Source organism: Pseudomonas sp. NPDC087697, from assembly GCF_044743155.1.
Lineage (GTDB): Bacteria > Pseudomonadota > Gammaproteobacteria > Pseudomonadales > Pseudomonadaceae > Aquipseudomonas.
Window position 1 is genome coordinate 102693 of sequence record NZ_JBIUVW010000005.1, and the last position, 22845, is coordinate 125537.

A 22845-nucleotide genomic window follows, 5' to 3' on the forward strand; every position below is an offset into this window, starting at 1 on the left:
AGTCGCGCAACTCGCTTCAAGGCACGCAGGCATGGACGTGAGCGCTCTTATTCCTCCAATGATTCTGCGTCCGGTTCTACCCCGCTGTGCAGCCCGTGTGCCTTCCACACCTCGTTGCCAGCCAACCGACGAGTGACATCAGGAGGCTACATGAGCGTATTGCACAAACTTCGTGACCGGATCCAGCAAAAGGGCCTGCGCCGCACCCTCAAGAAACTCTGGGAGCACTATGTGTTCTTGCACCTGGAGCTGCTGTGGATGGAGCGCGATCTGGTCAGCCCGATCAAGCCACACACACTCAAACCCTATTCGCCATTAAGCCTGGTGACCATCACCGCGCAAAACGCCGATGCTTTCACCAAGCACTTTGGTGACCGTATCGAAACCATGCGCGAGCTGGCGGCCGAGGGTCACACCGGGCATATGCATCTGGACGAAGAAGGCCACGCGGTCGCCTTCATCTGGGGCAGCAAACGCGACTACTTCGATCGCCATTACTACCGCTGCTGGTTCCCGGTCAAAGCCGGTGAGTTCTTTGAATTCGGTGGTGAGATGGCCCGCCCCTACTTCGGCACCAGCCTGTCGGTGGACGTTCAGATCGCTCTCTGGAACGCCATGCGGGCCCAAGGCTGCGACAAGGTGGTGGACGTCTGCGAGACCCGCAACATCCCGGCGCTCAAACTGCACATTCGCATGGGTTACCACGAGCAAGGCCGGGTGACTCACGTCTATGGTTTGTTTGGCCGCTGGCGCCTGTTCCGTGAAACCCGCTACGACGGCTCGCGCCTGGAACCGCTGCGCAAACCGGGGCAGCCGGTGGTTGCGGCACCCGCCTGAGGGTCATGCGACGGTGGTTGGTCGAAGGTTTCCGGATCAACCACCGTGTGCTCGTAGATGACCGTCACGTTTGACCAAGTGTCATATTTGCGCAACCTTACTGTCTTATTATCCCGGCACTTCCTTTAGCCTTAGAAGGTGCCGGCCTGATGCTGCGCGCTCTGTTACCGCTGCTGCTCTGCGGTTTGCTTCCTTTATCTGCCACCGCCACTGCGCTGCCGACACCCGAGCACGGCCCTGCCCTGCGCATTCAAGGCTCCAACACCATCGGTGCGGACCTTGGCCCGGCGCTGGCCAAAGGGTTGTTGCTGGAACAAGGGTTGCTGAAGGTTCATAGCGAAGCCTCGGATAAATACAATGAACAGCAGATTGTCGGCCAGACAGCCCAAGGCCGGCGGGTGGTCGTGGACATCGCCGCCCACGGTTCCAGCACCGGTTTCGCCGCGCTGAAAAACGCCAGCGCCGATCTCGCCGCGTCATCGCGCCCGATCAAGGACAGCGAACTGGTAGACCTCGAAGCCCTCGGCGACCTGAAGAGCCCGAATGCCGAGCAGGTCATCGCTATCGACGGCCTGGCAATCATCCTGCATCCGCAAAACCCGCTGACTCAGCTGAACACCGAGCAGCTGGCGCGTGTTTTCAGTGGCGAAGCAAAAACCTGGGAAGAACTCGGCGGCCTCGGCGGGCCTATACACCTTTACGCTCGGGACGACCATTCAGGGACCTATGACACCTTCAAGGAGCTGGTTCTGAGCCATCGCGGGAAAGCGCTGGCCGAGTCGGCAAAACGCTTCGAGTCCAGCGAACAGCTGTCCGATGCGGTCAGCCAGGACCCGCAGGGCATCGGCTTCATCGGCTTGCCTTACGTGCGCCAGGCCAAGGCAGTGGCGATTGTCGACGGCGACTCGCAGCCGATGCTGCCGCTCGCCAGCCTGATCGCCACCGAGGACTACCCACTGTCGCGTCGGTTGTTCTTCTATTTGCCACCCAACGGCCAGAGCCCTTGGAGCGACGCTTTGGTGAAATTCGCCCAGAGCAGCAAGGGCCAGGAGATTGTCGCCGCCAATGGTTTTATCGCGCAGACCGTACAAGCCATAAACGTCGCGTCGAACCCGCAAATGCCTGACGGCTACCGGGCGATCACCGAGCATGCACAACGACTCACGGTTAATTTTCGCTTCGAAGAAGGCAGCGCCAGCCTGGACAACAAGGCCCGGCAGGACCTGTCGCGCGTGCTCGACTATTTAAGGCAACACGACAAGCTGAACAAACAGGTGACGCTAGTAGGTTTCGGCGATGCCAAGTCGGATTCGCAGCGGGCCGCCCTGCTGTCGAAGCTGCGTGCCATGGCGGTACGTCGCGAGCTGGTGAAAAGCGGCGTGGTGTTTCGCGAGATTCGTGGCTTCGGGGCCGAGATGCCGGTGGCGGCTAACAGTGCCGATGAAGGACGGATCAAGAATCGCCGGGTAGAAGTCTGGGTTTATTGACGCCGGCGCTCACTCCGGCGATTCAGCCTTGCGCAACAAATAGGTGTCCATGATCCAGCCGTTGGCCAACCGCGCGGCTTTCCTGACCCGTTCAATCTCTGCAGCGACGTCTTTGAGCTTGCCGCTAATGAGGATTTCATCTGGCGTGCCGAGGTAGGCACCCCAGTAAATTTGCTGTTCCTGATCGGCAACCTGGTGGTAGGAATCTTCTGCGTCGAGCATCACCACCAGGCTGTCGGCATCGCCAACTTTGCCTGCGGCCAGTCGACGGCCGGTGGTGATTTCAATGGAGCGCCCGATGCGGTTCAGCGGCACCTTGTGCTGCGCCGCCAAGGCCTGGACGCTGCTGATACCGGGAATCACCTCGAAGTTGAAAGTACAACGACCGGAATCGAGGATCGCCTGCAAGATGCGAATGGTGCTGTCGTACAACGTCGGATCGCCCCACACCAGAAACGCCGCACATTCTCCGTCCGTCATCTCTTCGTTGATCAGCCGTTCGAAGGTCTGTTGCTTGTCGCGGTTAAGCGTGACGACGCTGGCGTTGTAGTCCACATCGCCGCGCACACGTTCGGGGCTGTGGGCCTCAACGAAGCGATAAGCAGGATCGGTGATATAGCGCTCGCAGATTTCCCGCCGCAGGTCGATCAGCTTGTCTTTGCTCTGGCCCTTGTCCATCAGAAAGAACACATCGACACGGTTCAACGCGTTGACCGCCTGCATCGTGATGTATTCAGGATTACCGGCGCCGATGCCGATGATCAGTATCTGCTTCATGGATTCTTCACCTCGTCGAGTGCAGCCGTGTCCAACAATCGCAGCCGCCAACGGCCGTTGAAACGCAGTTCAGTGGCTGACAGCGGCTCGACGTCAATCAGGTTGAACGCCTCGGGTCCGCACTGCATCACCTTCATCAGTGCTGCGCGGATCACAAAAGGATGGGTAATTGCCACGAAATGCCCGGGCGTTGTGCACAGTGCGTCCAGCCAGTCGCCCACTCGCTGGCACAATTGCGTCACTGACTCGCCGCCATGAGGGGCCGAGGCCGGGTCGCCGAGCCAAGCCTGCAACGCCTCTGGCTCGATCTTTTGTAGATCGTCGATGCGCTGTCCGCGCCAACGCCCGACATCATATTCGCCAAGCGCTGGCACGATCTGCATATCGCTACCGAACAGTTCGGCGGTCTGCCTGATTCGGGTTTCCGGCCCACCCAGTAACTGTGGCGTGCGCTTGAAACATTCCGCGCGACTGCCCTTTGCCGCCTGCCAATCCATTTCCAGCGGCTCATCCATAGGAAAACGCGCCAGTTTTTGTGCGACGGTTCGAGCATGGCAAATCAAGGTCAAGCGGGTTACCGGCACGTGGGATCACTCAGGTTTGCGGGTACGAAAGTGTACAACCGATCATGCAGCAGACAAATTTTGCCGCAACAACAGACATTTGCGACTGTTCTGTTGCCATGAAAAAAGTGAGACGCAACGCACATCTGTCACGACAATAGCCACTTTCCTACACCAGCTAAAGTGATGGCTTACAGCATAGTTAGAAACCTGTGCAAGCCCCGTCGGACAAGACTTTCGCCCCACTTTGGTGCCTTGGCGATAGCAGAAAAAATTCACTAGACATGTAGCATAAATTACATAAATACTGATTTAACGGATTATGAAACAAAAGCAACACAACCCTATAGCAGGAGCTCGGATGCCCTCACTCAGAGACCGGATCACCGATCCCGGCCTGGACCTCACGCCGTCGGAACGCAAAGTCATACGTGCTTTGCTGGACCAATACCCGCGTAACGGGCTCGGCCCGATGTCGCGCCTGGCCGAGCATGCCGGCGTCAGCGATCCGACCATCGTGCGGCTGGTGAAGAAACTCGGTTTCGGTGGCTATGCCGAATTTCAGGACGCCCTCCTCAGTGACATGGACCACCGGCTGCGTTCACCCAGCGCGCTGTTGCAACCGCGTTCGCACCTCAAGCAAGACGATGCCTGGACCCATTATCTGGCGGACAGTCACCGCGCCCTGCTGGAAACCCAGGCCCTGACCCAGCCCGAAGATGTGCGAATTCTGGTGGAATGGTTGCTGGATGCACGGCATCAGGTGCACTGCTTCGGCGGACGCTTCAGCAGCTTCCTCGCCCAATACCTGCTCAATCACTTGCGCCTGTTACGTGCGGGCTGCTTCGCCCTGGAAGACAACGCGCAACTGCCCGATCGGCTGTTCGATGTACAACGCCAGGACGTGGTGCTGGTGTTCGACTATCGACGCTATCAATCCCAGGCACTGCGCGTCGCCAGTGCGGCCAAGAACCGGCACGCGCGCGTCGTGTTGTTCACCGACATCTACGCCTCGCCGCTGCGCGAGATGGCGGATCTGGTGATCACCGCGCCCGTGGAGTCGGCGTCGGCCTTCGACACCCTGGTGCCGGCGCTGGCCCAGGTCGAAGCGTTGATTACCTGCCTGTCGCTGCGTTGCCCCGATCTTGCCGAGCGACTGGAAGGTATCGATGCGCTACGGACCGATTTCACCACTCACCTGCTGGAGGAAAAATAAGGATGTTTACACTCCCCCATCGCTCGCCCCGCGACCTGCCGTTTGCCACCGACCACACCGCGCTGTTGCTGGTGGACATGCAACGCGCCTGGCTTGAGCCGCAGTTCGATCCGCATCTGCAAGGGCCTGACGCCGGGTACTTCCTCAACCGCACCCGCCAACAGGTGATTCCCAACCAGCTCAGGCTGCTGAGCGCAATGCGAGCGGCTCGGCAGAACGTCCTGCACACGATCATCGAAAGCCTCACCGCCGACGGTCGCGACCGCTCGCTGGACCACAAGCTGTCAGACATGCACCTGCCAAAAGGCTGCCGGCAAGCGGCGATCATTGAAGAGCTGACACCGGTCGAGAACGAAATCGTCTTGCCCAAGACCTCCTCCGGGGTCTTCAACTCGACCAACATCGACTACGTGCTGCGCAACCTGCAAACCCGTCATCTGATTATCGCCGGCATCGTCACCGACCAGTGCGTCGACATGGCCGTGCGCGATGCAGCCGATCGCGGTTATCTGGTAACGCTGGTAGAAGACGCCTGCGCGACCTACACCGAGCAACGCCATCTGGCGTGCCTGAATGCGATCAAGGGCTATTGCTGGATCACCGATACCCATACCGTGCTCGACCGTTTGCAGGTGCTGCAGGCATGAGTCGCACCCACAGCGGTGAGCCCCTGACGCCCGTGGCAATGACCACTATCGTCACCACTGACCTGATCGGCGTGACCCGTGGCCGGTCGTTTCCCACCGATGAGCTCGAACACTACCAGGCCGCCGGTTGCGGCTGGGTCCCGGCCAACAGTGCGCTGACCCCGCAAGACATCATCGCCTCAAACAACCCGTGGGGTGCCTACGGCGACTTGCGGCTGATCCCTGACCTGGCCAGTCGCGTGACGGTCAGCAACGGTCCCGATGCCAGTGCGCCAGCCCTGGATTTTATCCATGGCGATATCTGCGAAACCGACGGCCGCCCTTGGGCTGCCTGCCCACGGACGCTGTTGCGCAATGAAGTACAGCGCTACCACGATGAACTGGGGCTGCACATCACCTCAGCCTTCGAGCACGAATTCAACCTCACCACCGACAGCGCACAGGCCGAGCACCTGGCGTTTTCGCTGGAGGCCCAGCGTCAAGGCGCAGCGTTCGGCGGCTGGCTGCTCAGCGCATTGCGCGCAGGCGGAGTCGAGCCGGAAATGTTCCTGCCCGAATATGGCAAACACCAATACGAAATTACGTGCCGGCCGACCCAGGGTGTCGCGGCAGCCGACCGGGCGGTCAACGTGCGCGAGATCACGCGCGAGATCGCCCGGCAAATGGGCCTGAACCTGAGCTTTGCGCCCAAGACTTCCGAGCACGCGGTGTGTAACGGCGTGCACCTGCACCTGAGCCTGCATGACCTGTCCGGCCATCCGGTGCTGTATGACGCCGGGACCGCCAATGGTCTGTCGACCCTCGGCCAGCACTGGGCTGCCGGGGTGCTGCACTACCTGCCGGCACTGTGCGCATTGACGGCGCCGACGCCGATTTCCTATGAGCGCCTGCAACCTCATCACTGGAGCGCTTCGTACGCGTGCCTGGGTCAACGCAATCGTGAGGCCTCGCTGCGGATCTGCCCGACCGTGAGCCTCGGTGGAAAATCCGAGGCGGCGCAATACAACCTCGAATTCCGCGCCATGGACGCCACTGCCTCACCTCATCTGGCGATGGCTGGCGTGCTGATTGCCGGCCGACTGGGCATCGAGCAACGTCTGGCGTTAAACGCGATCACCGATGAAGTCCCGGATTCGCTGAACGAAGAACAACGCCAGCGTCGCGGCATCGTCGCCCTGCCGGCGTCACTCGAACAAGCCCTGAGCCACTTGCGGGGCAGCGAGGCTTTGCTCGAAGCCTTGCCGCGCGCCTTGCTCGACACCTATTTCGCCGTCAAAACCGAGGAACTGGCATTGACCCAACACCTGTCGCCCACCGAGCTGTGTGAGCACTATGCGCACCTCTACTGAGACCCCCGAACGTGGGCTCTACACCGAGCCGGCTTACAGCCTGAGCCGGGAAGCGTCCGAGCACCCGCTGATTCTGGTCTGTGAACATGCCAGCCGTTACATGCCGACGGCCTTGAACAATTTGGGTTTGAGCGGCGAGGCCGCGCGCGAGCACATTGCCTGGGACATCGGCGCCCTGGCGCTGGCCGAAAGCCTGTCCAAAACCCTCGGCGCGACTCTGCTGGCGGCCAACTACTCCCGCCTGCTGATCGACCTCAACCGACCGGTGCAGGCCCCGGACAGCATCCCGGCCAAGAGCGAGATCTACCCGATCCCCGGCAATCAGCACCTCGACGAAGCGACTCGCGAATACCGTCGCCAGTGTCTGTTCCAGCCATTTCACACGCGCCTTGGCGAACTGATCGATACACGTCTGGCCGAAGGCCGTGCGGTGCGTGTGGTGGGCATCCACAGTTTCACACCGATCTACTACGGCCAGCCCCGAGCGCTGGAAGCCGGCGTGCTGTATGCGCGGGCCGAGGATTATGCAAAACGATTGATCGACGGTTTGGCCAGGCATCCACTGCGAGTCGCCGGCAATCAGCCCTACAAAATCGATCCGGCGGGAGACATGACGGTGCCGGTTCACGGCGACGCCCGCGGTATCGACTCGGTGCTGATCGAGGTGCGCAACGACCTGTTGCGCAACCGGCTGGCGGTCCAGACCTGGAGCGATTATCTGGCGCCGCTACTGTAGAACCGCGACCTCAAGCGAACAGTTTCAAGTTGCAAAAAACACGGATGGTTGTACCGGTAGAACAACGATAACAAACGCCGTAGGGTGTTTTTACCTGCCAGGTTGAAACACATTGCCGTATTGGCTTACAAGGAGAACCGCTTCATGGAAATAGAAGAATTCGGCTACAAGCAAGAGTTGAAACGTAGCCTGTCGCTGACCGATCTGGTGGTTTACGGGATGATTTTCATGATCCCCATCGCCCCGTTCGGGGTGTATGGCTACGTGAACCAGGAGGCACCCGGCATGGTGCCGCTGGCCTACATCATTGGCATGGTGGCGATGCTGTTCACGGCATTGAGTTACGGCAGCATGGCGCGGGCCTTTCCGATTGCCGGCTCGGTCTACTCCTACGCACAACGCGGACTGAACCCGCATGTCGGCTTTATCGCTGGCTGGCTGATGCTGCTCGACTACCTGCTGATTCCACCGCTGCTCTATGTGTATGCGGCGATGGCGTTGAATCACCTGTACCCGGACATTCCCAAGGTCGGTTTCATCCTCGCCTTCCTGGTCAGTGCGACCTTCGTCAACCTGCGGGGAATCACCTTTACCGCACGGATGAACATCATCTTTCTGCTGGCGCAACTGGTGGTGCTGGGGATCTTCCTGTTCTACGCCTGGACCGCTTTGCACGGTGGTGCCGGCAACGGCCAACTGACCCTGGCGCCGCTGTACAACCCGGAAAATTTCAACTTCGCGCTGCTGATGCAGGCGGTGTCGATTGCAGTGTTGTCGTTCCTTGGCTTCGACGCCATTTCAACCCTTGCCGAAGAGATCAAGGGCGACCCGGGCCGCAGCGTCGGCAAAGCCGCATTGATCACCCTGGTGGTGATGGGTGTGATCTTCGTCGTGCAAACCTGGATCGCCACGGACCTGGCCGCCGGCATGGGCTTCAAATCCGCCGATACCGCGTTCTATGAAATCGCCGAGATCGCCGCCGGCAGTTGGCTGGCGACCGTCACCGGCGTGGCCACGGCATTGGCCTGGGGCGTGGCGGTGGCGATCACCTCGCAAGCCGCGGTATCGCGCCTGCTATTCGGCATGGCACGAGACGGCAAACTGCCCAAAGTGCTGGCCAAGGTACACCCCAAACACAACACCCCGTACGTCAGCATTTACCTGGTGGCGGTGCTGTCGCTGCTGATCTGCTACCTGTTCATCAATTCGGTGGACACCCTGACTTCATTGGTCAACTTCGGCGCCCTGAGCGGCTTCATGCTGCTGCACCTGACGGTGATCAACTATTATTGGCGCCGACAGAAATCCGGCCAGGTGGTTCGTCACCTGATCTGCCCGGTGATCGGCTTCATCATCGTCAGCGCCATCCTGTACAACATGGGCGTCGATGCGCAGAAGCTCGGCGGTATCTGGATTGCGGTGGGTCTGGTCTACCTGTTTTTCCTTAACAGAATCGGCGCCAGCACCGTATTGCCGGACCCCTCCAATAGTTGAAAGAGGCTTGTGTCTGGAAAGTCGAGCGGTCGCTGACAGGGGTTGGCCGGCCGCCGTTGTAACGCGTGGAAACCGACAGTGATAGTCGAGCCTGATGCCCGCCATCAGACCCTTTGATACAGGAGTACATCCATGCTGGTCTTACGTCCAGTTCGGTTATCCGACCTGCCTCAGTTGCAGCAACTTGCGCGCGACAGCCTGGTGGGCGTTACCTCGTTGCCGGACGACACCGAGTGCCTGCGCCAGAAGATTCTCGGCTCCTGCGCTTCGTTTGCCAGCGAGGTCCAGAGCAATGGTGCGGAGAACTATTTCTTCGTGCTTGAGGATCTGGCCAGCCAACAGCTGCTGGGCTGTTCGGAAGTCCTCGCTACCGCCGGTTTCAATGAGCCCTTCTACAGCCTGCGCAACCGCCCGTTCACCAGTGAGTCCCGTGAGCTGAACATCCAGCACGGGGTACCAGCGCTGTCGCTATGCCAGGATCTCAGTGCCCACACCTTGCTGCGCGGTTTCCACATCAACACCGAGCTTGAGCGCACGCCGACCTCGGAATTGCTTTCACGGGCCCGGCTTATGTTCATCGCCGCCCACCCTCAGCGCTTTTCCGACGCGGTGATTACCGAAATCGTCGGCTACAGCAGCGACGCGGGGGAGTCACCGTTCTGGGATGCCCTGGGCAAACATTTTTTCGACCTGCCCTACGTCGAGGCTGAGCGCCTCTGCGGCTTGCAGAACCGGAGCTTTCTCGCCGAGTTGATGCCGCACTACCCGATCTACGTGCCGATGCTTCCAAAAGACGCTCAGGAGTGTATTGGCCGAATTCATCCTGACGGCCAGGAGGCCTTCGATATTCTTGAGCGTGAAGGCTTCGAGACCAACAGTTACATCGACCTCTTCGACGGTGGGCCAACGCTGTTTGCGCGCACCCCGAGTATTCGTTCGATCGCCCAGACCCGCACTGCCGTTGCACACTTGAGTTCACACAGTGGCGGCAAGATGCTGTACCTGCTGAGCAATGACGCATTGGAAAACTACCGGGCGATTGTCGCCGAACTGGACTGGAGCGCCGACGAGCCCGTCATGCTCAACGCCAGCCAGCTCGACGCCCTGCAACTGGACAACGGCAGCCCGGTTCGGCTGATTGCGCTATGAAGCAGATCGTCCGCACTCAAGGAGCTCCATCATGATCGTGCGCCCGGTTCAAATGACCGACCTGCCCGCGCTGCTGGTGCTGGCACGCCGCGCCGGCCCGGGGTTCACCACGCTGCCGGCCAACGAGGAACGTCTGACCCTGCGCATACGCTGGGCGCAGCGAACCTTTGCCGGACAGGTTGAACGGGCCGACGCCGATTACTTGTTCGTGCTCGAAGACGACGATCAGCAAGTCATCGGCGTCAGCGCCCTGGCGGGTGCCGTCGGGCTGCGTGAGCCCTGGTACAACTACCGCGTCGGGTTGACGGTCAATACCTCGGCGGATCTGGGGATCCAACGACAGATTCCGACCTTGTTTCTCAACAACGAGATGACCGGCCAATCAGAAATTGGCTCGTTGTTCCTGCGCCCGGATCAGCGTCAGGGCCATAACGGCCGGCTGCTGTCGGTCGCGCGATTGCTGTTTGTCGCCGAGTTCCCGCAGTTGTTCGGCGAGAAACTTATCGCCGAGCTACGCGGCAGCGCCGACGAGCAAGGCTGCTCGCCGTTCTGGGACAGCCTGGGTCGGCATTTTTTCAAAATGGATTTCAGCCACGCCGATCACCTGTCCGGGCTCGGCAACAAGTCGTTCATCGCCGAACTGATGCCACGTCAGCCGCTGTACACCTGCCTGCTCACCGAGCAAGCTCAGGCGGTGATCGGCAAGGCCCATCAAAACGCCGAACCGGCGCGCAGAATCCTCTGCAACGAAGGCTTTTCCCACAAAGGCTATATCGACATCTTCGATGGCGGTCCGGTCATCGAAGCCCAGGTCTCGAAGATCCGTGCCGTGCGCGACAGCCAGTCGCTGGCCCTGGTGGTCGGTACACCTGACGACAACGCACCGCTCTGGCTGATCCATAACCAGCGCCTGGAAAACTGCCGCATCACCGCTGCCCGCGCCCGATTGGTCGGCAACAGCTTGCTGGTCGATCGCCTGACCGCCAAGCGCCTGCAATTGCAACCGGGCAACTCGGTGCGCGCCGTGCCCTTGCTCAAGCAACAGCAGCAAGCGGTTGCCGCATAATTTCGCAAACACCCGCTTTTGATGTGTCAACACGGACCTTGTAGCAAGCCCCTCGCCATAAAACCAATCAAAAGCAAAAAGCCCGCGCATGGCGGGCTTTCTGTTTGATGGGGTCAAATCCTTTTGTCAGCTCAATTTGCGCTCCCGTATGTGAGCGATTCGTGAAAAGCCTGTCGCAGGATTGAGAAGACGACAGATCGCACTGAACACGCTATTTAACTGAATCCGAAACTGGCTCTGGCAACCGCCGCCCGAGCACATCCAGCAGATCACAACCATCGCGCAGCGGAATCGCACACAACAACGCGAAGTCATTGAGAATCACCGAGTCGCTGGCAATCTCCCCCCGCATGGCCAGGTTCTCCAACACCTGAGTCACCGCACGAATGCGATAACCGGCCGCGTCGAGCAGGATATCGAGCGGTGCGTGGGTGTCGACGAACAGGGTCGGCATGTCAGAGCAGTTGCTGGTGAGGGCCATGTAGCGGTTGGAGGGGTGGGAAGTCGGGGCAACGTAGGGTGGATCGGGGTTGTAGGTATTCATTGTTCTGATTCCTAACGTGTGGATTGAAGCTGCCAGACATCATGGTGGCGCTTTATGCACCTAACGTTTGAAGGGCTTCCACACCCTGTCACTGAATTTGCAGTGACAGTCAAAAGACTATCGATGAAACCCATCACGCACCAGTTCATACACACCGCCACAGCATGCGGGAAATATCCGACGAGTTCGCCCAGAAACTTCATTGCCTGAGCGGCCGCCATCGCGGCATCGGTATCGACACATCTCTGATGACCACCCAATCTCTCGTAGGAGCTGCCGCAGGCTGCGATCTTTTGGCGTCTGCAAGGGCACCGAAGATCAAAAGATCGCAGCCTGCGGCAGCTCCTACAGATATCACCCACCCACAATGAAGCGGCGTGCCCGCTCCCACCACTCAACAGGCCGAGCGTTAGCTCGCCTGCCGCTGTTGATCTTGATCCACCCGCCCCTTCGGGAGGCCGAGTGGAGGTGTTCAGCAGGGGGTTGGCGCGCAGCGCCGTACGGCGCAGCCGGACACATCGAGAGGAGGTCGTCGCGCAGCAGACCGTAGGCGATGCCCCCTGATGAATGCCGGAGCGAGGGGACGCCGAGCCTAGGCGAGGTGCCGTACGCTCGGGGCGAGCGTTTTTTTGCTTACTTTTTTTAGGCGCTTGTAAAAAAAGTGAGGCGCCGTCAGGGCGAAACCCTAAGTGGCCGTTACCGCAGGAATGGATATGTACACCTGCAAGAGATTGGTCGGCTGTCAGGCCGCCATCGCGAGCAGGCTCGCTCCCACAGTGGATTGGTATACATCTGCAAGAGATTGGTCGGCTGTCAGGCCACCATCGCGAGCAAGCCCGCTCCCACAGTTGAACTGTATACATCTGCGGGAGATTGGTCGGCTGTCAGGCCGCGGCAGCTCCTACGAGTTAACTGACTTCACCTTTGAGAATGTCAAACAACGCCTGCGCCGCCGCCGACAACTCATGACCGGGCTTGGTCAACACCCCGATGGCCCGCTCAATCACCGGATCACTCAAGGTAATGCAGCAAGCGCCAAGCTCGCGCATCTGCTCAACACACAGCGCCGGCACCGCACTAACCCCAAGCCCACTGGCAACCATCCGCCCGACGGTTGCCAACTGATGACTTTCAAACTCCACCGGCAGCTTCATCTGCCGTGCCAGCAAGTGCTCTTCAAGCATCACCCGCACCGTCGACGGCCGCTGCAACGTGATAAACGGCTGCTCCAACAGGGTTTTCCAGTCAATCTCGGCACACTCGGCCAGCGGCGAATCACTCGGCACTACAGCGACAAAACGGTCGATGTACAACGGGGTGAACGCAAGCGACGAACTCTGCATCGGCTCAAAAGCCACACCCAGCTCAACCTGGCGATCACGGACCATTTCCAGCACCTGCTCGTTGATCACGTCATTCACCGTGACGTTGACCTTGGGGTAACGCGCGCGAAAGGTCTTGAGGATCGGCGGCAACAAGTTACCGGCAAACGATGGCATCGCCGCCAGCGTCACCCGACCGCGCTGCAGGGTGAAACGCTGGCGCATCTCATCCTCGGCGTTGTCCCAGTCAGCAATCAACCGCCGCGCCAGCGGCAGCAAGGACTCGCCTTCCGGGGTCAGCGCGACGTTACGGGTAGTACGGCTGAACAAGCGCCCGCCCAGTCCGTCCTCCAGCGCCTTGATGGTCAAACTCAACGCCGACTGCGACAGGTGCAGCCGCTCACAGGCCACCGCAAAGCTCAAACTCTGCGCCACCGCCAAAAACGCCCTGATCTGCTTGACTGTCATCACCGTTCCTCAACATGCAACCGCAACCGATTGCTGAGTTTTATCTATCAATCAACCTTAAAAATCAACTTATCAAATCAATCTGGTAGAGCAACACTCCATCCATACGGCTAGCCAGCCGCCCACAAAGAATAAAAGAGGTGCATATGGCAGGTTTCGACAAGCGCGTGAGTTCCTATGAGGAGGCTCTGGCAGGCCTCGAAGACGGTATGACCGTGATCTCTGGCGGCTTCGGTCTGTGTGGCATTCCGGAAAACCTGATCGCCGAGATCAAGCGCAAAGGTACCCGTGATCTGACCGTGGTTTCCAACAACTGCGGCGTCGACGGTTTTGGCCTGGGCGTGCTGCTGGAAGACCGGCAGATCCGCAAAGTGGTCGCCTCCTATGTCGGCGAAAACGCCCTGTTCGAGAAGCAACTGCTGAGCGGCGAGATTGAAGTCGTGCTGACCCCGCAAGGCACCCTGGCGGAAAAAATGCGCGCTGGCGGCGCTGGCATTCCGGCGTTCTTCACCGCCACCGGTGTCGGCACTCCGGTGGCCGAGGGCAAGGAAATCCGCGAGTTCAAGGGCCGTCCGTACCTGATGGAAGAATCCATCACCGGCGACTTCGCCATCGTCAAAGGCTGGAAAGCCGACCACTTCGGCAACGTGATCTACCGCCACACCGCGCAGAACTTCAACCCGCTGGCGGCCACCGCCGGCAAGATCACCGTGGTCGAAGTCGAAGAGATCGTCGAACCCGGCGAGCTGGACCCTTCGCAGATCCATACCCCTGGCATCTACGTCGACCGGGTCATCTGCGGCACGTTCGAAAAACGTATCGAACAACGCACCGTGCGTAAGTGATCCCCTGCCCCCCAGCTCAACGGAGAATAACAATGGCTCTTACCCGCGAACAAATGGCTCAGCGCGTCGCCCGCGAAATGAAAGACGGCTACTACGTGAACCTCGGCATCGGCATTCCGACCCTGGTCGCCAACTACATCCCGGAAGGCATGGAAGTCATGCTGCAATCGGAAAACGGCCTGCTCGGCATGGGCGCCTTCCCGACTGATGACGAAGTCGACGCCGACATGATCAACGCCGGCAAACAGACCGTCACCGCGCGCATTGGCGCCTCGATTTTCTCGTCCGCCGAATCCTTCGCGATGATCCGTGGCGGCCACATCGACCTCACCGTGCTCGGCGCTTTTGAAGTCGACGTACAGGGCAATATTGCCTCCTGGATGATCCCCGGCAAATTGGTCAAGGGTATGGGCGGCGCGATGGACCTGGTGGCCGGTGCAGACAACATCATCGTCACCATGACTCACGCCTCCAAGGACGGCGAGTCGAAGCTGCTGCCACGTTGCAGCCTGCCGCTGACGGGTGCCAACTGCATCAAACGCGTGTTGACCGATCTGGCCTACCTGGAAATCGAAAACGGCGCGTTCATCCTCAAGGAACGTGCACCCGGTGTGAGCGTCGAGGAAATCGTCAGCAAGACTGCTGGTAAACTGATCGTTCCCGACCACGTTCCGGAAATGCAGTTCGCCTGAACCGCACCCTGAGGAGAAATTCGATGCAAGAAGTCGTGATTGTTGCCGCCACCCGTACCGCCATCGGCAGTTTTCAGGGGTCGCTCGCCAGCATTCCAGCGCCGGAACTCGGTGCCGCGGTCATTCGTCAATTGCTCGCGCAAACCGGTCTGGCGGCGGATCAGGTGGATGAAGTGATCCTCGGTCAGGTACTGACCGCAGGCTCAGGCCAGAACCCGGCACGTCAGGCGTCGATCCTCGCCGGCCTGCCCCACGCCGTACCGGCGCTGACCCTAAACAAGGTCTGCGGCTCGGGCCTCAAGGCGCTGCATCTGGGCGCCCAGGCGATTCGGTGCGGCGACGCCGAGGTGATCATCGCCGGCGGCATGGAAAACATGAGCCTGGCGCCGTACGTGTTGCCGGCCGCTCGCACCGGCCTGCGCATGGGTCACGCGAAAATGGTCGACAGCATGATCAGCGATGGCCTGTGGGATGCGTTCAACGATTACCACATGGGCATCACCGCCGAGAACCTGGTGGACAAGTACAACCTGACCCGTGAGGAACAGGACGCTTTCGCCGCCGCTTCGCAGCAAAAAGCCGTAGCCGCTATCGAGGCCGGGCGTTTTGTTGACGAGATCACGCCAATCCTGATCCCGCAGCGCAAAGGTGATCCGTTGTCCTTCGCGGTCGACGAACAACCTCGCGCCGAGACCACCGCAGCGTCGTTGGCCAAGCTCAAGCCGGCGTTCAAGAAAGACGGCAGCGTCACCGCCGGCAACGCCTCTTCGCTGAATGACGGCGCTGCTGCGGTGTTGTTGATGAGCGCCGACAAGGCCAAGCAATTGGGCTTGCCGGTACTGGCAAAAATTGCCGCCTACGCCAATGCCGGCGTTGACCCGGCGATCATGGGCATCGCTCCGGTGTCCGCGACCCGCCGCTGCCTGGACAAGGCCGGCTGGACGCTGGATCAACTGGATTTGATCGAAGCCAACGAAGCCTTCGCCGCGCAGTCACTGGCGGTCGGCAAAGAGCTGGAATGGGATGCGAGCAAGGTCAACGTCAACGGTGGCGCGATTGCGCTGGGTCACCCGATTGGTGCGTCGGGTTGCCGGGTGCTGGTGTCGCTGCTGCACGAGATGATCAAGCGTGACGCCAAGAAAGGCCTTGCCACCCTGTGCATCGGTGGCGGTCAGGGTGTGGCTCTGGCAATCGAGCGAGCCTAAGCCCGCATGGGTTCAACAGTCAGTGTGCGGACCCACGATATCCGCTCGCTGACTGGCAACACACCCGGCGCGATTTCGGTGGCGCCGGGTCTTTTTTTGCCTCGCGCAAACGCCTTTCCCAAGAATCCTGACTCGATCGCTCAGGATCAAAACCTTGCTGGCCTATCCGTTACGCGACTGCGAATTCCGCTTGCAGCATCGCCACGAAAGCCTCGCGCGCAGGATGGTGCCGAGAGTGCTCGTGCCAGTAGAACAGGTTGTCGATGGCGGTCAGTTCGGGGAATTCGTAGCTGGCCCAACCGGCACCCTGCCCGTACTGTTCGAAAATCCCCCTGGGCACCAGCGCGACCCCGGCACCCGCGCTGACACAACCGACAATGCTGCCATAACTCGCGATGCTGATGATCGGCAATACCTGCCCCTGCCGCTGAAGCCAGCGCTCCAGCGCCGCCCGGTAAGGACAACCCGATGGCCACATGAATATCGCCTTGCCCTGCAGATCCGTCGCATCGCGCAACGGCCCCAATGACGGCGAGGCAATCAGCACCAGATCTTCGCGGTACATCAGCGCCCGCTTGAGCAGCGGACGCTCGACATCCACCGCGACGATGGCACCGTCGAGCTTGTGATTGATCGTGTCCTCGAGCAACTGCGCCCAGGAACCGGTGGTCAACTCAAGGGCTACGGCGGGGTAACGCGCGTGGAATTTGGCCAACAACCGGGGCAAGCGCCCACTCGCCGACGATTCGATTGCGCCAATTCGTAGCGGCCCGGACGGCGGCGCCCCAGGATCAACCGCGCGTTTCGCCTCATCCGACAACGCCAGTATCTGCGAGGCGTAGGTCAGGAAAATCTCGCCGGCCGGGCTGATCCGCAATCCCCTGCCCGCCCTGTAGAACAGGTCGACGCCGAGTTCGGTTTCGAGGGACTTGATTCGCGCCGTGATGTTCGACGGTACGCAGTGCAGCACCTCGGCGGCCCGGGCGATGCTGCCGGTATCGAAAACCGTCTTGAACATTCGAATCCGAGCCAATTCCATACATCACCAAAAGTGAATATTCGACTCAGGTTAAGTCAGTTGTGGTGAATAAGTAAGCCTCCAATACTCAGCAGGCAGAAGCCGTCACGCCGTAACGGTCTTCGTTGCACACCTGAACAGGCAGCCGAACTTCATGCCCTCTCGCTCGACGTTGAAGATCATCTTTGCAGTGATGTTTGTCATTCTGTGTTGGGGCTATTCGCCGACGGGAATCCGCATTGGCTTGCAGGCCTATGATCCCGCTCATTTGGCGTTGCTGCGGTTTCTCATTGCCTCGGCGTTCATGGCCGTCATTGCGGCGTGCAAAGGCATCGCGTTACCGCGAGTGAGTGACCTGCCGCTACTCGCCCTGCTGGGATTCTTTGCCGTGAGCCTGCACCACATCGCGCTGAATTTTGGCCAACGTGGTGTCAGCGCCGGTGCCTCCAGTGTGCTGGCGCAATCCACTCCGCTGTTCAGTGCGCTGCTGGCGCATTTCATCTTCAATGAACGCGTGAGCGCATGGCGGTGGTTCTGTGTTTTTTTAGGGATGTTCGGTGCAGCGATCGTCGTCGCCGGAGACAAAGGCCTGGGCAGCGTTGACCCGCACGGTGTGTTGATCTTGCTCGCGGCGTTGTCCTGGAGCCTCTACTTCGCGCTGCAAAAACGCCATTCTCATCGTTACAGCGGGTTGACCATGGTCTGTTACACGGTGTGGTCGGGCACTGCGCTGTTGCTGGTTTTCTTGCCCGGTCTTGCCGATGAAGTGGCCAAAGCCCCCGCGCAGGCCCATCTGGCGGTCACCCTTCTCGGGATATTCCCGAGCGCGCTGGCCTATCTCGCCTGGGCTTACGTATTGAGGCAGATTGAGGCCAGCCGTGCGTCGATGGCGCTTTACCTGACGCCACCGACGGCCATGTTGATCGCCTCTGTCCTGCTGGGGGAACAACCTGCGTTGATGGTCATTGTCGGGGTATTAATCGTTTTGGTCAGCGTGCTGGCATTGAATCTGGAACGTGTGCGGCTGCTGGCGACTGTTGAGAAGGTCTGATCAAAACAGAAACTAGGACGCCTCGGCTAATACCAGTCAGTCAACAGAAAAGCGCGTCGAACGCAAACCTTGTGGCGAGGGAGCTTGCTCCCGCTCGACCGCGAAGCGGTCGTAATCCGGCAATCGCGTTCCATCTGAATACTTGCGGTGACTGGTTTTAGGGTCGCTTTGCGACCCAGCGGGAGCAAGCTCCCTCGCCACAATTGATCAATCGTCCAAGGGTGTCGGTGGCGCTTCCGGTTTTGCAGCTTTGCCTGCTTTCCCCCCTTTTCCGCCTTTTCCGCCTTTGGTTGGCGTGGCCTCTGGGGGCGGAGGTGGTGGTGGCACCGCTTCTTTCTCGGCGGCGGGCAGTTGGTCAATAGTGCTGAACAAATCCTTGGCCTCTATCGGCCCGAGGTGGTCGAGTTTTTTCTCGCCGTCCTTGCCCACCAAAATGACTTTGGTCTCGCCACTGACGCCCAGTTTCAGTTCACGAATAAGCGCCATGGTGGTTTGCGCATCGAGGTCCTTGCCATCACGTTGGCCCATGAGGTTGACCACGGTGTACAGCACCATATTGCGTTCTTTGAAGGCCTGGCTATTGGCAGGTTCGGCCAGGGACTTTTTCAGGCTGACCAGCGTCGGGTCGATGCTGCTGGGAGCGATGACGATCAGCGGCCGGTTCCTGCCGAGTTCCTGGGCCAGGGGCGTGTCGTTGTCTGCGGCGAATAAAGGGCCGGCGACAGCGAGCAGAGTAGCGAGGGTCAGTGACCGAATGAGCATGCGCATCTCCTTTTGATTTCCACACTTTATGATTGCGCATCAAAGCGAAAGATTCAGGGTCTGTTGACGTTTGTTGCCGAACCGCGTTGCGATGCCAAACGTCAACAGACCCGACTCAGCCGCCTGAAATTTCTATCGCCATGTTGCGAAGCTTAGGTCAGCGGGCTTAATCCGCAACCGTATCCAGCGACGCGGGCTCAGGTCACTCCGTTTGTCCAGGCTCGCGCCGCCAAGGCCAAAACTCAAGGCGCAGTGTTTTATCGCGTACTACACTTAATTTGTCCCCCGTAGGGGGGACGTTGCCAAATCCGGGTCCGTAAGCAGCGAGTCTGCAGATAAACCTCGCTCTTGACGCTGGAGCCACTGGCCTATCGTAATTGTCCTGTGGGGCACGGCCCCACAGTGACATCATGCAGGACGACGTTTTCGCGTCCCACTCGCCCGGACATGTCGTGTGTCCGGGCATTCGCGTGGTAGACGATTTGGCTTCACAACGCGCCTGTACTGTCGCCCTGATCATCCACTCGACCACCGCCTGAAAGGTTGCTGCCTCCACACGCGCCCCCTTCGCCGGTGGTCTTTTTTGAGGAGGACCGGTTATGGACGAAGCCAAACTCAATGACTTCATGGGCAAGGTGGTTTCCGACATGGGCGGCGCAGCGATGCTCGCGAACATGATCCTGGGCGATGAGCTCGGTCTGTACCGGGCCATGGCCGACAGCCAACCCATCACCCCCGAAGCGCTGGCCAGCAAGACCGGCTGCAATGCGCGGCTACTGCGCGAATGGCTCAGCGCCCACGCGGCCTCCGGTTACATGGAACACATTGACGGAAAGTTCCGCCTGCCAGAAGAGCAAGCCCTGGCGCTGGCGATCGAGGACTCACCGGTTTATGTCGCAGGCGGCGCCTCAGTGATTGCCTCGTTTTACCATGACAAAGACAAACTGATCGCGGCCATGCGCGGAAATGGTGCCCTCGCCTGGGGCGATCACCACAGCTGCATGTTCAACGGCACCGAGCGCTTCTTCAGACCCGGCTACCGCGCACACCTGGTCGGCGAGTGGTTACCCGCGCTTGAAGGCGTAGTAGAAAAACTGCAAGCCGGCGCCAAGGTCGCGGATGTGGGCTGCGGCCACGGCGCGTCAACGGTGGTCATGGCCAAAGCCTTCCCGGCCTCGAACTTTGTCGGTTTCGACTATCACGCGCCATCCATCACCACCGCCACCCAACGCGCTGAAGAAGGGGGCGTGGCTGATCGTGCTCGCTTCATTCAGAGCACGGCCAAGAACTACCCGGGCAATGACTACGATTTGATCTGCTACTTCGATTGCCTCCACGACATGGGCGACCCTGTGGGCGCTGCCAAACACGCCTATCAGTCACTCAAGTCCGACGGAACAGTGCTGTTGGTGGAGCCGTATGCCAATGACCAGCTCGACGAAAACGCGACCCCGGTAGGACGACTGTTCTACGCCGCGTCGACGTTCATCTGCACGCCTAACTCTTTGTCTCAGGAAGTCGGTCTGGGGCTCGGAGCCCAAGCCGGAGAAGCACGGCTGCGGGATGTATTCACCAAGGCCGGATTCAAGCATTTCCGCCGGGCAGCAGAGACACCGTTCAACCTGATTCTGGAGGCACGCAAGTAATCGCGGGGGGCATCCCTGAAGCACGGCACTGAGAGGGGCAGCGCCGTGCCGGGGATCAAAAATCGCGGCGCCTGGATCAGTCGCCTGAAAGATAGTCGGTTAACGCTGGATCAAAACGCCAACTTGTAGCCGATAAACACCAGCATGACGGCCAGGCAAGGACGCAAGACGCCATCGGAAATACGCCCGGACAAATGACTGCCGACGTAGATCCCCGGCAATGAGCCCATCAGCAGAAAACCCAGCAAATGCCAATCCATGTTGCCCATGCTCGCATGCCCCAGTCCCGCGACCAGGGTCAGCGGCACGGCGTGCGCGATTTCTGTACCGACCAGGCGTTTGGTCGCCAGAAACGGGTACAGGATAAACAGCGCCACAGTCCCCAGTGCGCCGGCACCGATGGACGTCAATGCCACCATCGCGCCGAGTATCGCGCCCGTGACGATGGTCAGCAGGTTCAGGTTCCGGTTACTGAGGTGATAATGGTCGCCCGCATGTTTCTGGGCAAACGCAAGCAGCTGGGTTTTGAAGAAAATCGCCAGCGCCGTCAGCAGCAAAACAAACCCCAGGGCCTGTTTGATAATCGCATTGGTCGCTTGCGGATCGGTATTGAAGTATTTCAGGAACAACAGGGTCATTGCGACAGCAGGCACACTGCCCAGCGTCAGCCAGCCGGTGATTTTCCAGTCGATGTTCCGGTTCTTTTGATGAACCAGCACACCACCGGACTTGGTGATCGCGGCATACAGCAAATCGGTCCCGACGGCGGTGGCCGGGTTGATGCCGAACCATAGAAGGATCGGCGTCATCAACGAGCCGCCGCCCACACCGGTCATTCCGACAACGAACCCGACAACCAAGCCTGCGACTACAAAACCCAAATTACCGAAGTCCATTGCCATACCTTACAAAACCAGCGCGACGACTTAAAAATCTGGCAGCCAGCATAGCGATTTTTCTTATAACCACTTATACCAATATGATCTGACTTTATAACTTTAGGTCATTAACTTTGGCCTGCCAAGCCTTCTACAGCTCGCTTTTGACATTTTTATTTTCACATAATTGATTTATGAAATAAAACGTGTCAATCATATACGCCATGGACACTTAATCCGCTGCACACCCCGCCAGACCGGAAGGCATTCACCTCTCAATCGCCCCACCCACGGAGTCAACAATATGAACAAGACCGGACTTCTGGCTGCTCTGGCATTTTGCGCCGTCAGCACCCTGGCCCACGCCGACGAAGACAGCCTGCGTATCGGTATCGAAGCCGCGTACCCGCCGTTCTCCTTCAAGACCCCGGAAGGCAATATCAGCGGGTTCGACTACGACATCGGCAACGCCTTGTGCGAAGAAATGAAGATCAAATGCCAGTGGGTCATCCAGGAATTCGACGGGATGATCCCCTCGCTGAAAGTGCGCAAGATCGATGCGGTGCTGTCGTCAATGTCGATTACCGACGACCGCTTGAAGTCAGTCGACTTCAGCAAAAAGTACTACCACACCCCCGGCAAGTTCGCGATGAAGGCCGGCCAGGTCCTCAACGACCCGATGGTCGATCTCAAAGGCAAGAAACTCGGCGTGCAGCGCTCCTCGACCTACGACCGTTACGCCACCGAACAGCTGGCACCCGCCGGCGTCGAGGTCGTGCGCTATTCATCGCAAAGCGAAGCTTCCCTGGACCTGGCGTCGGGTCGACTGGACGCCACCCTCGCCGACAGCGTCAACACCGATGAGAGCTTCATCAAGACCCCGGCCGGGAACGGCTTTGCCCTGGTGGGACCGGATATCAACGACCCGAAATACTTCGGTCGGGGCGCCGGGATTGCGCTGCGCAAAGGCGATACCGCGAACGCAGCGCGCCTGAACGCGGCGATTGATGCGATCCGTGCCAATGGCAAGTACCAGCAGGTAATGGCCAAGTACTTCGCGTTCGATATCTACGGCGAATAAACCTTCCTGAAA

The 22845-nt window shown here is 59.6% G+C and carries 22 protein-coding genes; 15 read left to right on the forward strand and 7 right to left on the reverse strand.

Going from position 1 to position 22845, the window contains the following annotated elements:
• The first annotated feature begins 150 nt into the window (after positions 1-150).
• Both ACIPIN_RS05880 and ACIPIN_RS05885 read left to right on the forward strand, forming a co-directional pair.
• Complete coding sequence (locus ACIPIN_RS05880) at positions 151-837, forward strand: GNAT family N-acetyltransferase (protein WP_401116559.1); 687 nt, start codon at positions 151-153, stop codon at positions 835-837.
• Positions 838-983: 146 nt separating this feature from the next.
• Complete coding sequence (locus ACIPIN_RS05885; RefSeq protein WP_401116746.1) at positions 984-2324, forward strand: substrate-binding domain-containing protein; 1341 nt, start codon at positions 984-986, stop codon at positions 2322-2324.
• A 9-nt stretch (positions 2325-2333) separates the two neighbouring features.
• On the opposite strand, the gene cobF is transcribed toward ACIPIN_RS05885, so the two are convergent.
• A complete protein-coding gene (cobF, locus tag ACIPIN_RS05890; RefSeq protein ID WP_401116561.1) occupies positions 2334-3101 on the reverse strand; it encodes a precorrin-6A synthase (deacetylating) in 768 nt (255 codons plus the stop codon).
• Positions 3098-3685, reverse strand: a complete 588-nt coding sequence (locus ACIPIN_RS05895) for a histidine phosphatase family protein (RefSeq protein WP_401116563.1) — start codon at positions 3683-3685, stop codon at positions 3098-3100. Before ACIPIN_RS05895 ends, cobF begins: the two co-directional genes overlap by 4 nt.
• A gap of 340 nt (positions 3686-4025) precedes the next feature.
• On the opposite strand from ACIPIN_RS05895, the gene ACIPIN_RS05900 reads away from it, so the two are divergent.
• The 7 genes from ACIPIN_RS05900 (at position 4026) to astA (ending at position 11321) form a co-directional block, all read left to right on the forward strand.
• A complete protein-coding gene (locus ACIPIN_RS05900) occupies positions 4026-4880 on the forward strand; it encodes a MurR/RpiR family transcriptional regulator (RefSeq protein WP_401116565.1) in 855 nt (284 codons plus the stop codon).
• Positions 4881-4882: 2 nt separating this feature from the next.
• Positions 4883-5527 carry an isochorismatase family cysteine hydrolase gene (locus tag ACIPIN_RS05905; RefSeq protein ID WP_401116567.1) on the forward strand — a complete coding sequence of 215 codons (645 nt, stop codon included), beginning with the start codon at positions 4883-4885 and terminating at the stop codon, positions 5525-5527.
• Positions 5524-6876: a glutamine synthetase gene (locus tag ACIPIN_RS05910; protein WP_401116569.1), complete on the forward strand. Its 1353-nt coding sequence runs from the start codon at positions 5524-5526 to the stop codon at positions 6874-6876. The genes ACIPIN_RS05905 and ACIPIN_RS05910 overlap by 4 nt, the downstream gene beginning before the upstream one ends.
• A complete protein-coding gene (locus ACIPIN_RS05915; RefSeq protein ID WP_401116572.1) occupies positions 6860-7612 on the forward strand; it encodes an N-formylglutamate amidohydrolase in 753 nt (250 codons plus the stop codon). The genes ACIPIN_RS05910 and ACIPIN_RS05915 overlap by 17 nt, the downstream gene beginning before the upstream one ends.
• A 144-nt stretch (positions 7613-7756) precedes the next feature.
• Complete coding sequence (locus ACIPIN_RS05920) at positions 7757-9106, forward strand: APC family permease (RefSeq protein ID WP_123425456.1); 1350 nt, start codon at positions 7757-7759, stop codon at positions 9104-9106.
• A 132-nt stretch (positions 9107-9238) separates the two neighbouring features.
• Complete coding sequence (locus tag ACIPIN_RS05925) at positions 9239-10255, forward strand: arginine N-succinyltransferase (protein ID WP_401116575.1); 1017 nt, start codon at positions 9239-9241, stop codon at positions 10253-10255.
• Between the two features lie 31 nt (positions 10256-10286).
• Positions 10287-11321, forward strand: coding sequence for an arginine N-succinyltransferase (gene astA, locus ACIPIN_RS05930; RefSeq protein WP_401116578.1), 1035 nt, complete (start codon positions 10287-10289; stop codon positions 11319-11321).
• Between the two features lie 211 nt (positions 11322-11532).
• Here astA and ACIPIN_RS05935 read toward each other — a convergent pair whose 3' ends face one another.
• Both ACIPIN_RS05935 and ACIPIN_RS05940 read right to left on the reverse strand, forming a co-directional pair.
• The gene (locus ACIPIN_RS05935; RefSeq protein ID WP_401116581.1) at positions 11533-11865 is read right to left on the reverse strand and encodes a hypothetical protein; all 333 of its coding nucleotides are present in this window, start codon (positions 11863-11865) and stop codon (positions 11533-11535) included.
• A 908-nt stretch (positions 11866-12773) separates the two neighbouring features.
• Complete coding sequence (locus ACIPIN_RS05940) at positions 12774-13655, reverse strand: LysR substrate-binding domain-containing protein (protein ID WP_401116584.1); 882 nt, start codon at positions 13653-13655, stop codon at positions 12774-12776.
• 146 nt (positions 13656-13801) lie between these two features.
• Here ACIPIN_RS05940 and ACIPIN_RS05945 point away from each other — a divergent pair, with 146 nt between their 5' ends.
• From ACIPIN_RS05945 to ACIPIN_RS05955, 3 genes are read left to right on the forward strand one after another with little or no spacing between them, the layout of a single operon-like run.
• On the forward strand, positions 13802-14500 hold the full coding sequence (locus tag ACIPIN_RS05945; RefSeq protein WP_019689787.1) for a CoA transferase subunit A: 699 nt from the start codon (positions 13802-13804) through the stop codon (positions 14498-14500).
• 32 nt (positions 14501-14532) lie between these two features.
• Positions 14533-15192 (forward strand): CoA transferase subunit B, encoded by a 660-nt coding sequence (locus tag ACIPIN_RS05950; protein WP_071550730.1) that lies wholly within the window; start codon positions 14533-14535, stop codon positions 15190-15192.
• A gap of 23 nt (positions 15193-15215) precedes the next feature.
• Positions 15216-16397, forward strand: coding sequence for an acetyl-CoA C-acetyltransferase (locus tag ACIPIN_RS05955; RefSeq protein ID WP_401116588.1), 1182 nt, complete (start codon positions 15216-15218; stop codon positions 16395-16397).
• A 169-nt stretch (positions 16398-16566) separates the two neighbouring features.
• On the opposite strand, the gene ACIPIN_RS05960 is transcribed toward ACIPIN_RS05955, so the two are convergent.
• A complete protein-coding gene (locus ACIPIN_RS05960) occupies positions 16567-17436 on the reverse strand; it encodes a LysR family transcriptional regulator (RefSeq protein WP_401116591.1) in 870 nt (289 codons plus the stop codon).
• A gap of 133 nt (positions 17437-17569) precedes the next feature.
• Here ACIPIN_RS05960 and ACIPIN_RS05965 point away from each other — a divergent pair, with 133 nt between their 5' ends.
• Positions 17570-18466 carry a DMT family transporter gene (locus tag ACIPIN_RS05965; protein ID WP_401116594.1) on the forward strand — a complete coding sequence of 299 codons (897 nt, stop codon included), beginning with the start codon at positions 17570-17572 and terminating at the stop codon, positions 18464-18466.
• Between the two features lie 207 nt (positions 18467-18673).
• On the opposite strand, the gene ACIPIN_RS05970 is transcribed toward ACIPIN_RS05965, so the two are convergent.
• Positions 18674-19228: a DUF4174 domain-containing protein gene (locus ACIPIN_RS05970; RefSeq protein ID WP_401116597.1), complete on the reverse strand. Its 555-nt coding sequence runs from the start codon at positions 19226-19228 to the stop codon at positions 18674-18676.
• 599 nt (positions 19229-19827) lie between these two features.
• Here ACIPIN_RS05970 and ACIPIN_RS05975 point away from each other — a divergent pair.
• Positions 19828-20874, forward strand: coding sequence for a class I SAM-dependent methyltransferase (locus tag ACIPIN_RS05975; RefSeq protein ID WP_401116599.1), 1047 nt, complete (start codon positions 19828-19830; stop codon positions 20872-20874).
• A 110-nt stretch (positions 20875-20984) separates the two neighbouring features.
• Here the strand turns inward: ACIPIN_RS05975 and ACIPIN_RS05980 are convergent, their stop codons facing one another.
• Positions 20985-21770, reverse strand: a complete 786-nt coding sequence (locus tag ACIPIN_RS05980) for a sulfite exporter TauE/SafE family protein (protein WP_401116602.1) — start codon at positions 21768-21770, stop codon at positions 20985-20987.
• Between the two features lie 286 nt (positions 21771-22056).
• Here ACIPIN_RS05980 and ACIPIN_RS05985 point away from each other — a divergent pair, with 286 nt between their 5' ends.
• Positions 22057-22833, forward strand: coding sequence for an ABC transporter substrate-binding protein (locus ACIPIN_RS05985; protein ID WP_401116605.1), 777 nt, complete (start codon positions 22057-22059; stop codon positions 22831-22833).
• Positions 22834-22845 lie beyond the last annotated feature (12 nt).

What these genes read in the sequence shown, in the direction of transcription:
- ACIPIN_RS05880 (WP_401116559.1), top strand. Translation starts at nt 151, where the DNA reads ATGAGCGTATTGCACAAACTTCGTGACCGGATCCAGCAAAAGGGCCTG.
- ACIPIN_RS05920 (WP_123425456.1), top strand. Translation starts at nt 7,757, where the DNA reads ATGGAAATAGAAGAATTCGGCTACAAGCAAGAGTTGAAACGTAGCCTG.
- ACIPIN_RS05955 (WP_401116588.1), top strand. Translation starts at nt 15,216, where the DNA reads ATGCAAGAAGTCGTGATTGTTGCCGCCACCCGTACCGCCATCGGCAGT.
- ACIPIN_RS05980 (WP_401116602.1), bottom strand. Translation starts at nt 21,770, where the DNA reads ATGGACTTCGGTAATTTGGGTTTTGTAGTCGCAGGCTTGGTTGTCGGG.
- ACIPIN_RS05945 (WP_019689787.1), top strand. Translation starts at nt 13,802, where the DNA reads ATGGCAGGTTTCGACAAGCGCGTGAGTTCCTATGAGGAGGCTCTGGCA.
- ACIPIN_RS05965 (WP_401116594.1), top strand. Translation starts at nt 17,570, where the DNA reads ATGCCCTCTCGCTCGACGTTGAAGATCATCTTTGCAGTGATGTTTGTC.
- ACIPIN_RS05940 (WP_401116584.1), bottom strand. Translation starts at nt 13,655, where the DNA reads ATGACAGTCAAGCAGATCAGGGCGTTTTTGGCGGTGGCGCAGAGTTTG.
- ACIPIN_RS05905 (WP_401116567.1), top strand. Translation starts at nt 4,883, where the DNA reads ATGTTTACACTCCCCCATCGCTCGCCCCGCGACCTGCCGTTTGCCACC.
- cobF (WP_401116561.1), bottom strand. Translation starts at nt 3,101, where the DNA reads ATGAAGCAGATACTGATCATCGGCATCGGCGCCGGTAATCCTGAATAC.
- ACIPIN_RS05915 (WP_401116572.1), top strand. Translation starts at nt 6,860, where the DNA reads ATGCGCACCTCTACTGAGACCCCCGAACGTGGGCTCTACACCGAGCCG.
- ACIPIN_RS05935 (WP_401116581.1), bottom strand. Translation starts at nt 11,865, where the DNA reads ATGAATACCTACAACCCCGATCCACCCTACGTTGCCCCGACTTCCCAC.
- ACIPIN_RS05970 (WP_401116597.1), bottom strand. Translation starts at nt 19,228, where the DNA reads ATGCTCATTCGGTCACTGACCCTCGCTACTCTGCTCGCTGTCGCCGGC.
- ACIPIN_RS05900 (WP_401116565.1), top strand. Translation starts at nt 4,026, where the DNA reads ATGCCCTCACTCAGAGACCGGATCACCGATCCCGGCCTGGACCTCACG.
- ACIPIN_RS05910 (WP_401116569.1), top strand. Translation starts at nt 5,524, where the DNA reads ATGAGTCGCACCCACAGCGGTGAGCCCCTGACGCCCGTGGCAATGACC.
- ACIPIN_RS05975 (WP_401116599.1), top strand. Translation starts at nt 19,828, where the DNA reads ATGGACGAAGCCAAACTCAATGACTTCATGGGCAAGGTGGTTTCCGAC.
- ACIPIN_RS05985 (WP_401116605.1), top strand. Translation starts at nt 22,057, where the DNA reads ATGAACAAGACCGGACTTCTGGCTGCTCTGGCATTTTGCGCCGTCAGC.
- ACIPIN_RS05960 (WP_401116591.1), bottom strand. Translation starts at nt 17,436, where the DNA reads ATGGAATTGGCTCGGATTCGAATGTTCAAGACGGTTTTCGATACCGGC.
- ACIPIN_RS05925 (WP_401116575.1), top strand. Translation starts at nt 9,239, where the DNA reads ATGCTGGTCTTACGTCCAGTTCGGTTATCCGACCTGCCTCAGTTGCAG.
- astA (WP_401116578.1), top strand. Translation starts at nt 10,287, where the DNA reads ATGATCGTGCGCCCGGTTCAAATGACCGACCTGCCCGCGCTGCTGGTG.
- ACIPIN_RS05950 (WP_071550730.1), top strand. Translation starts at nt 14,533, where the DNA reads ATGGCTCTTACCCGCGAACAAATGGCTCAGCGCGTCGCCCGCGAAATG.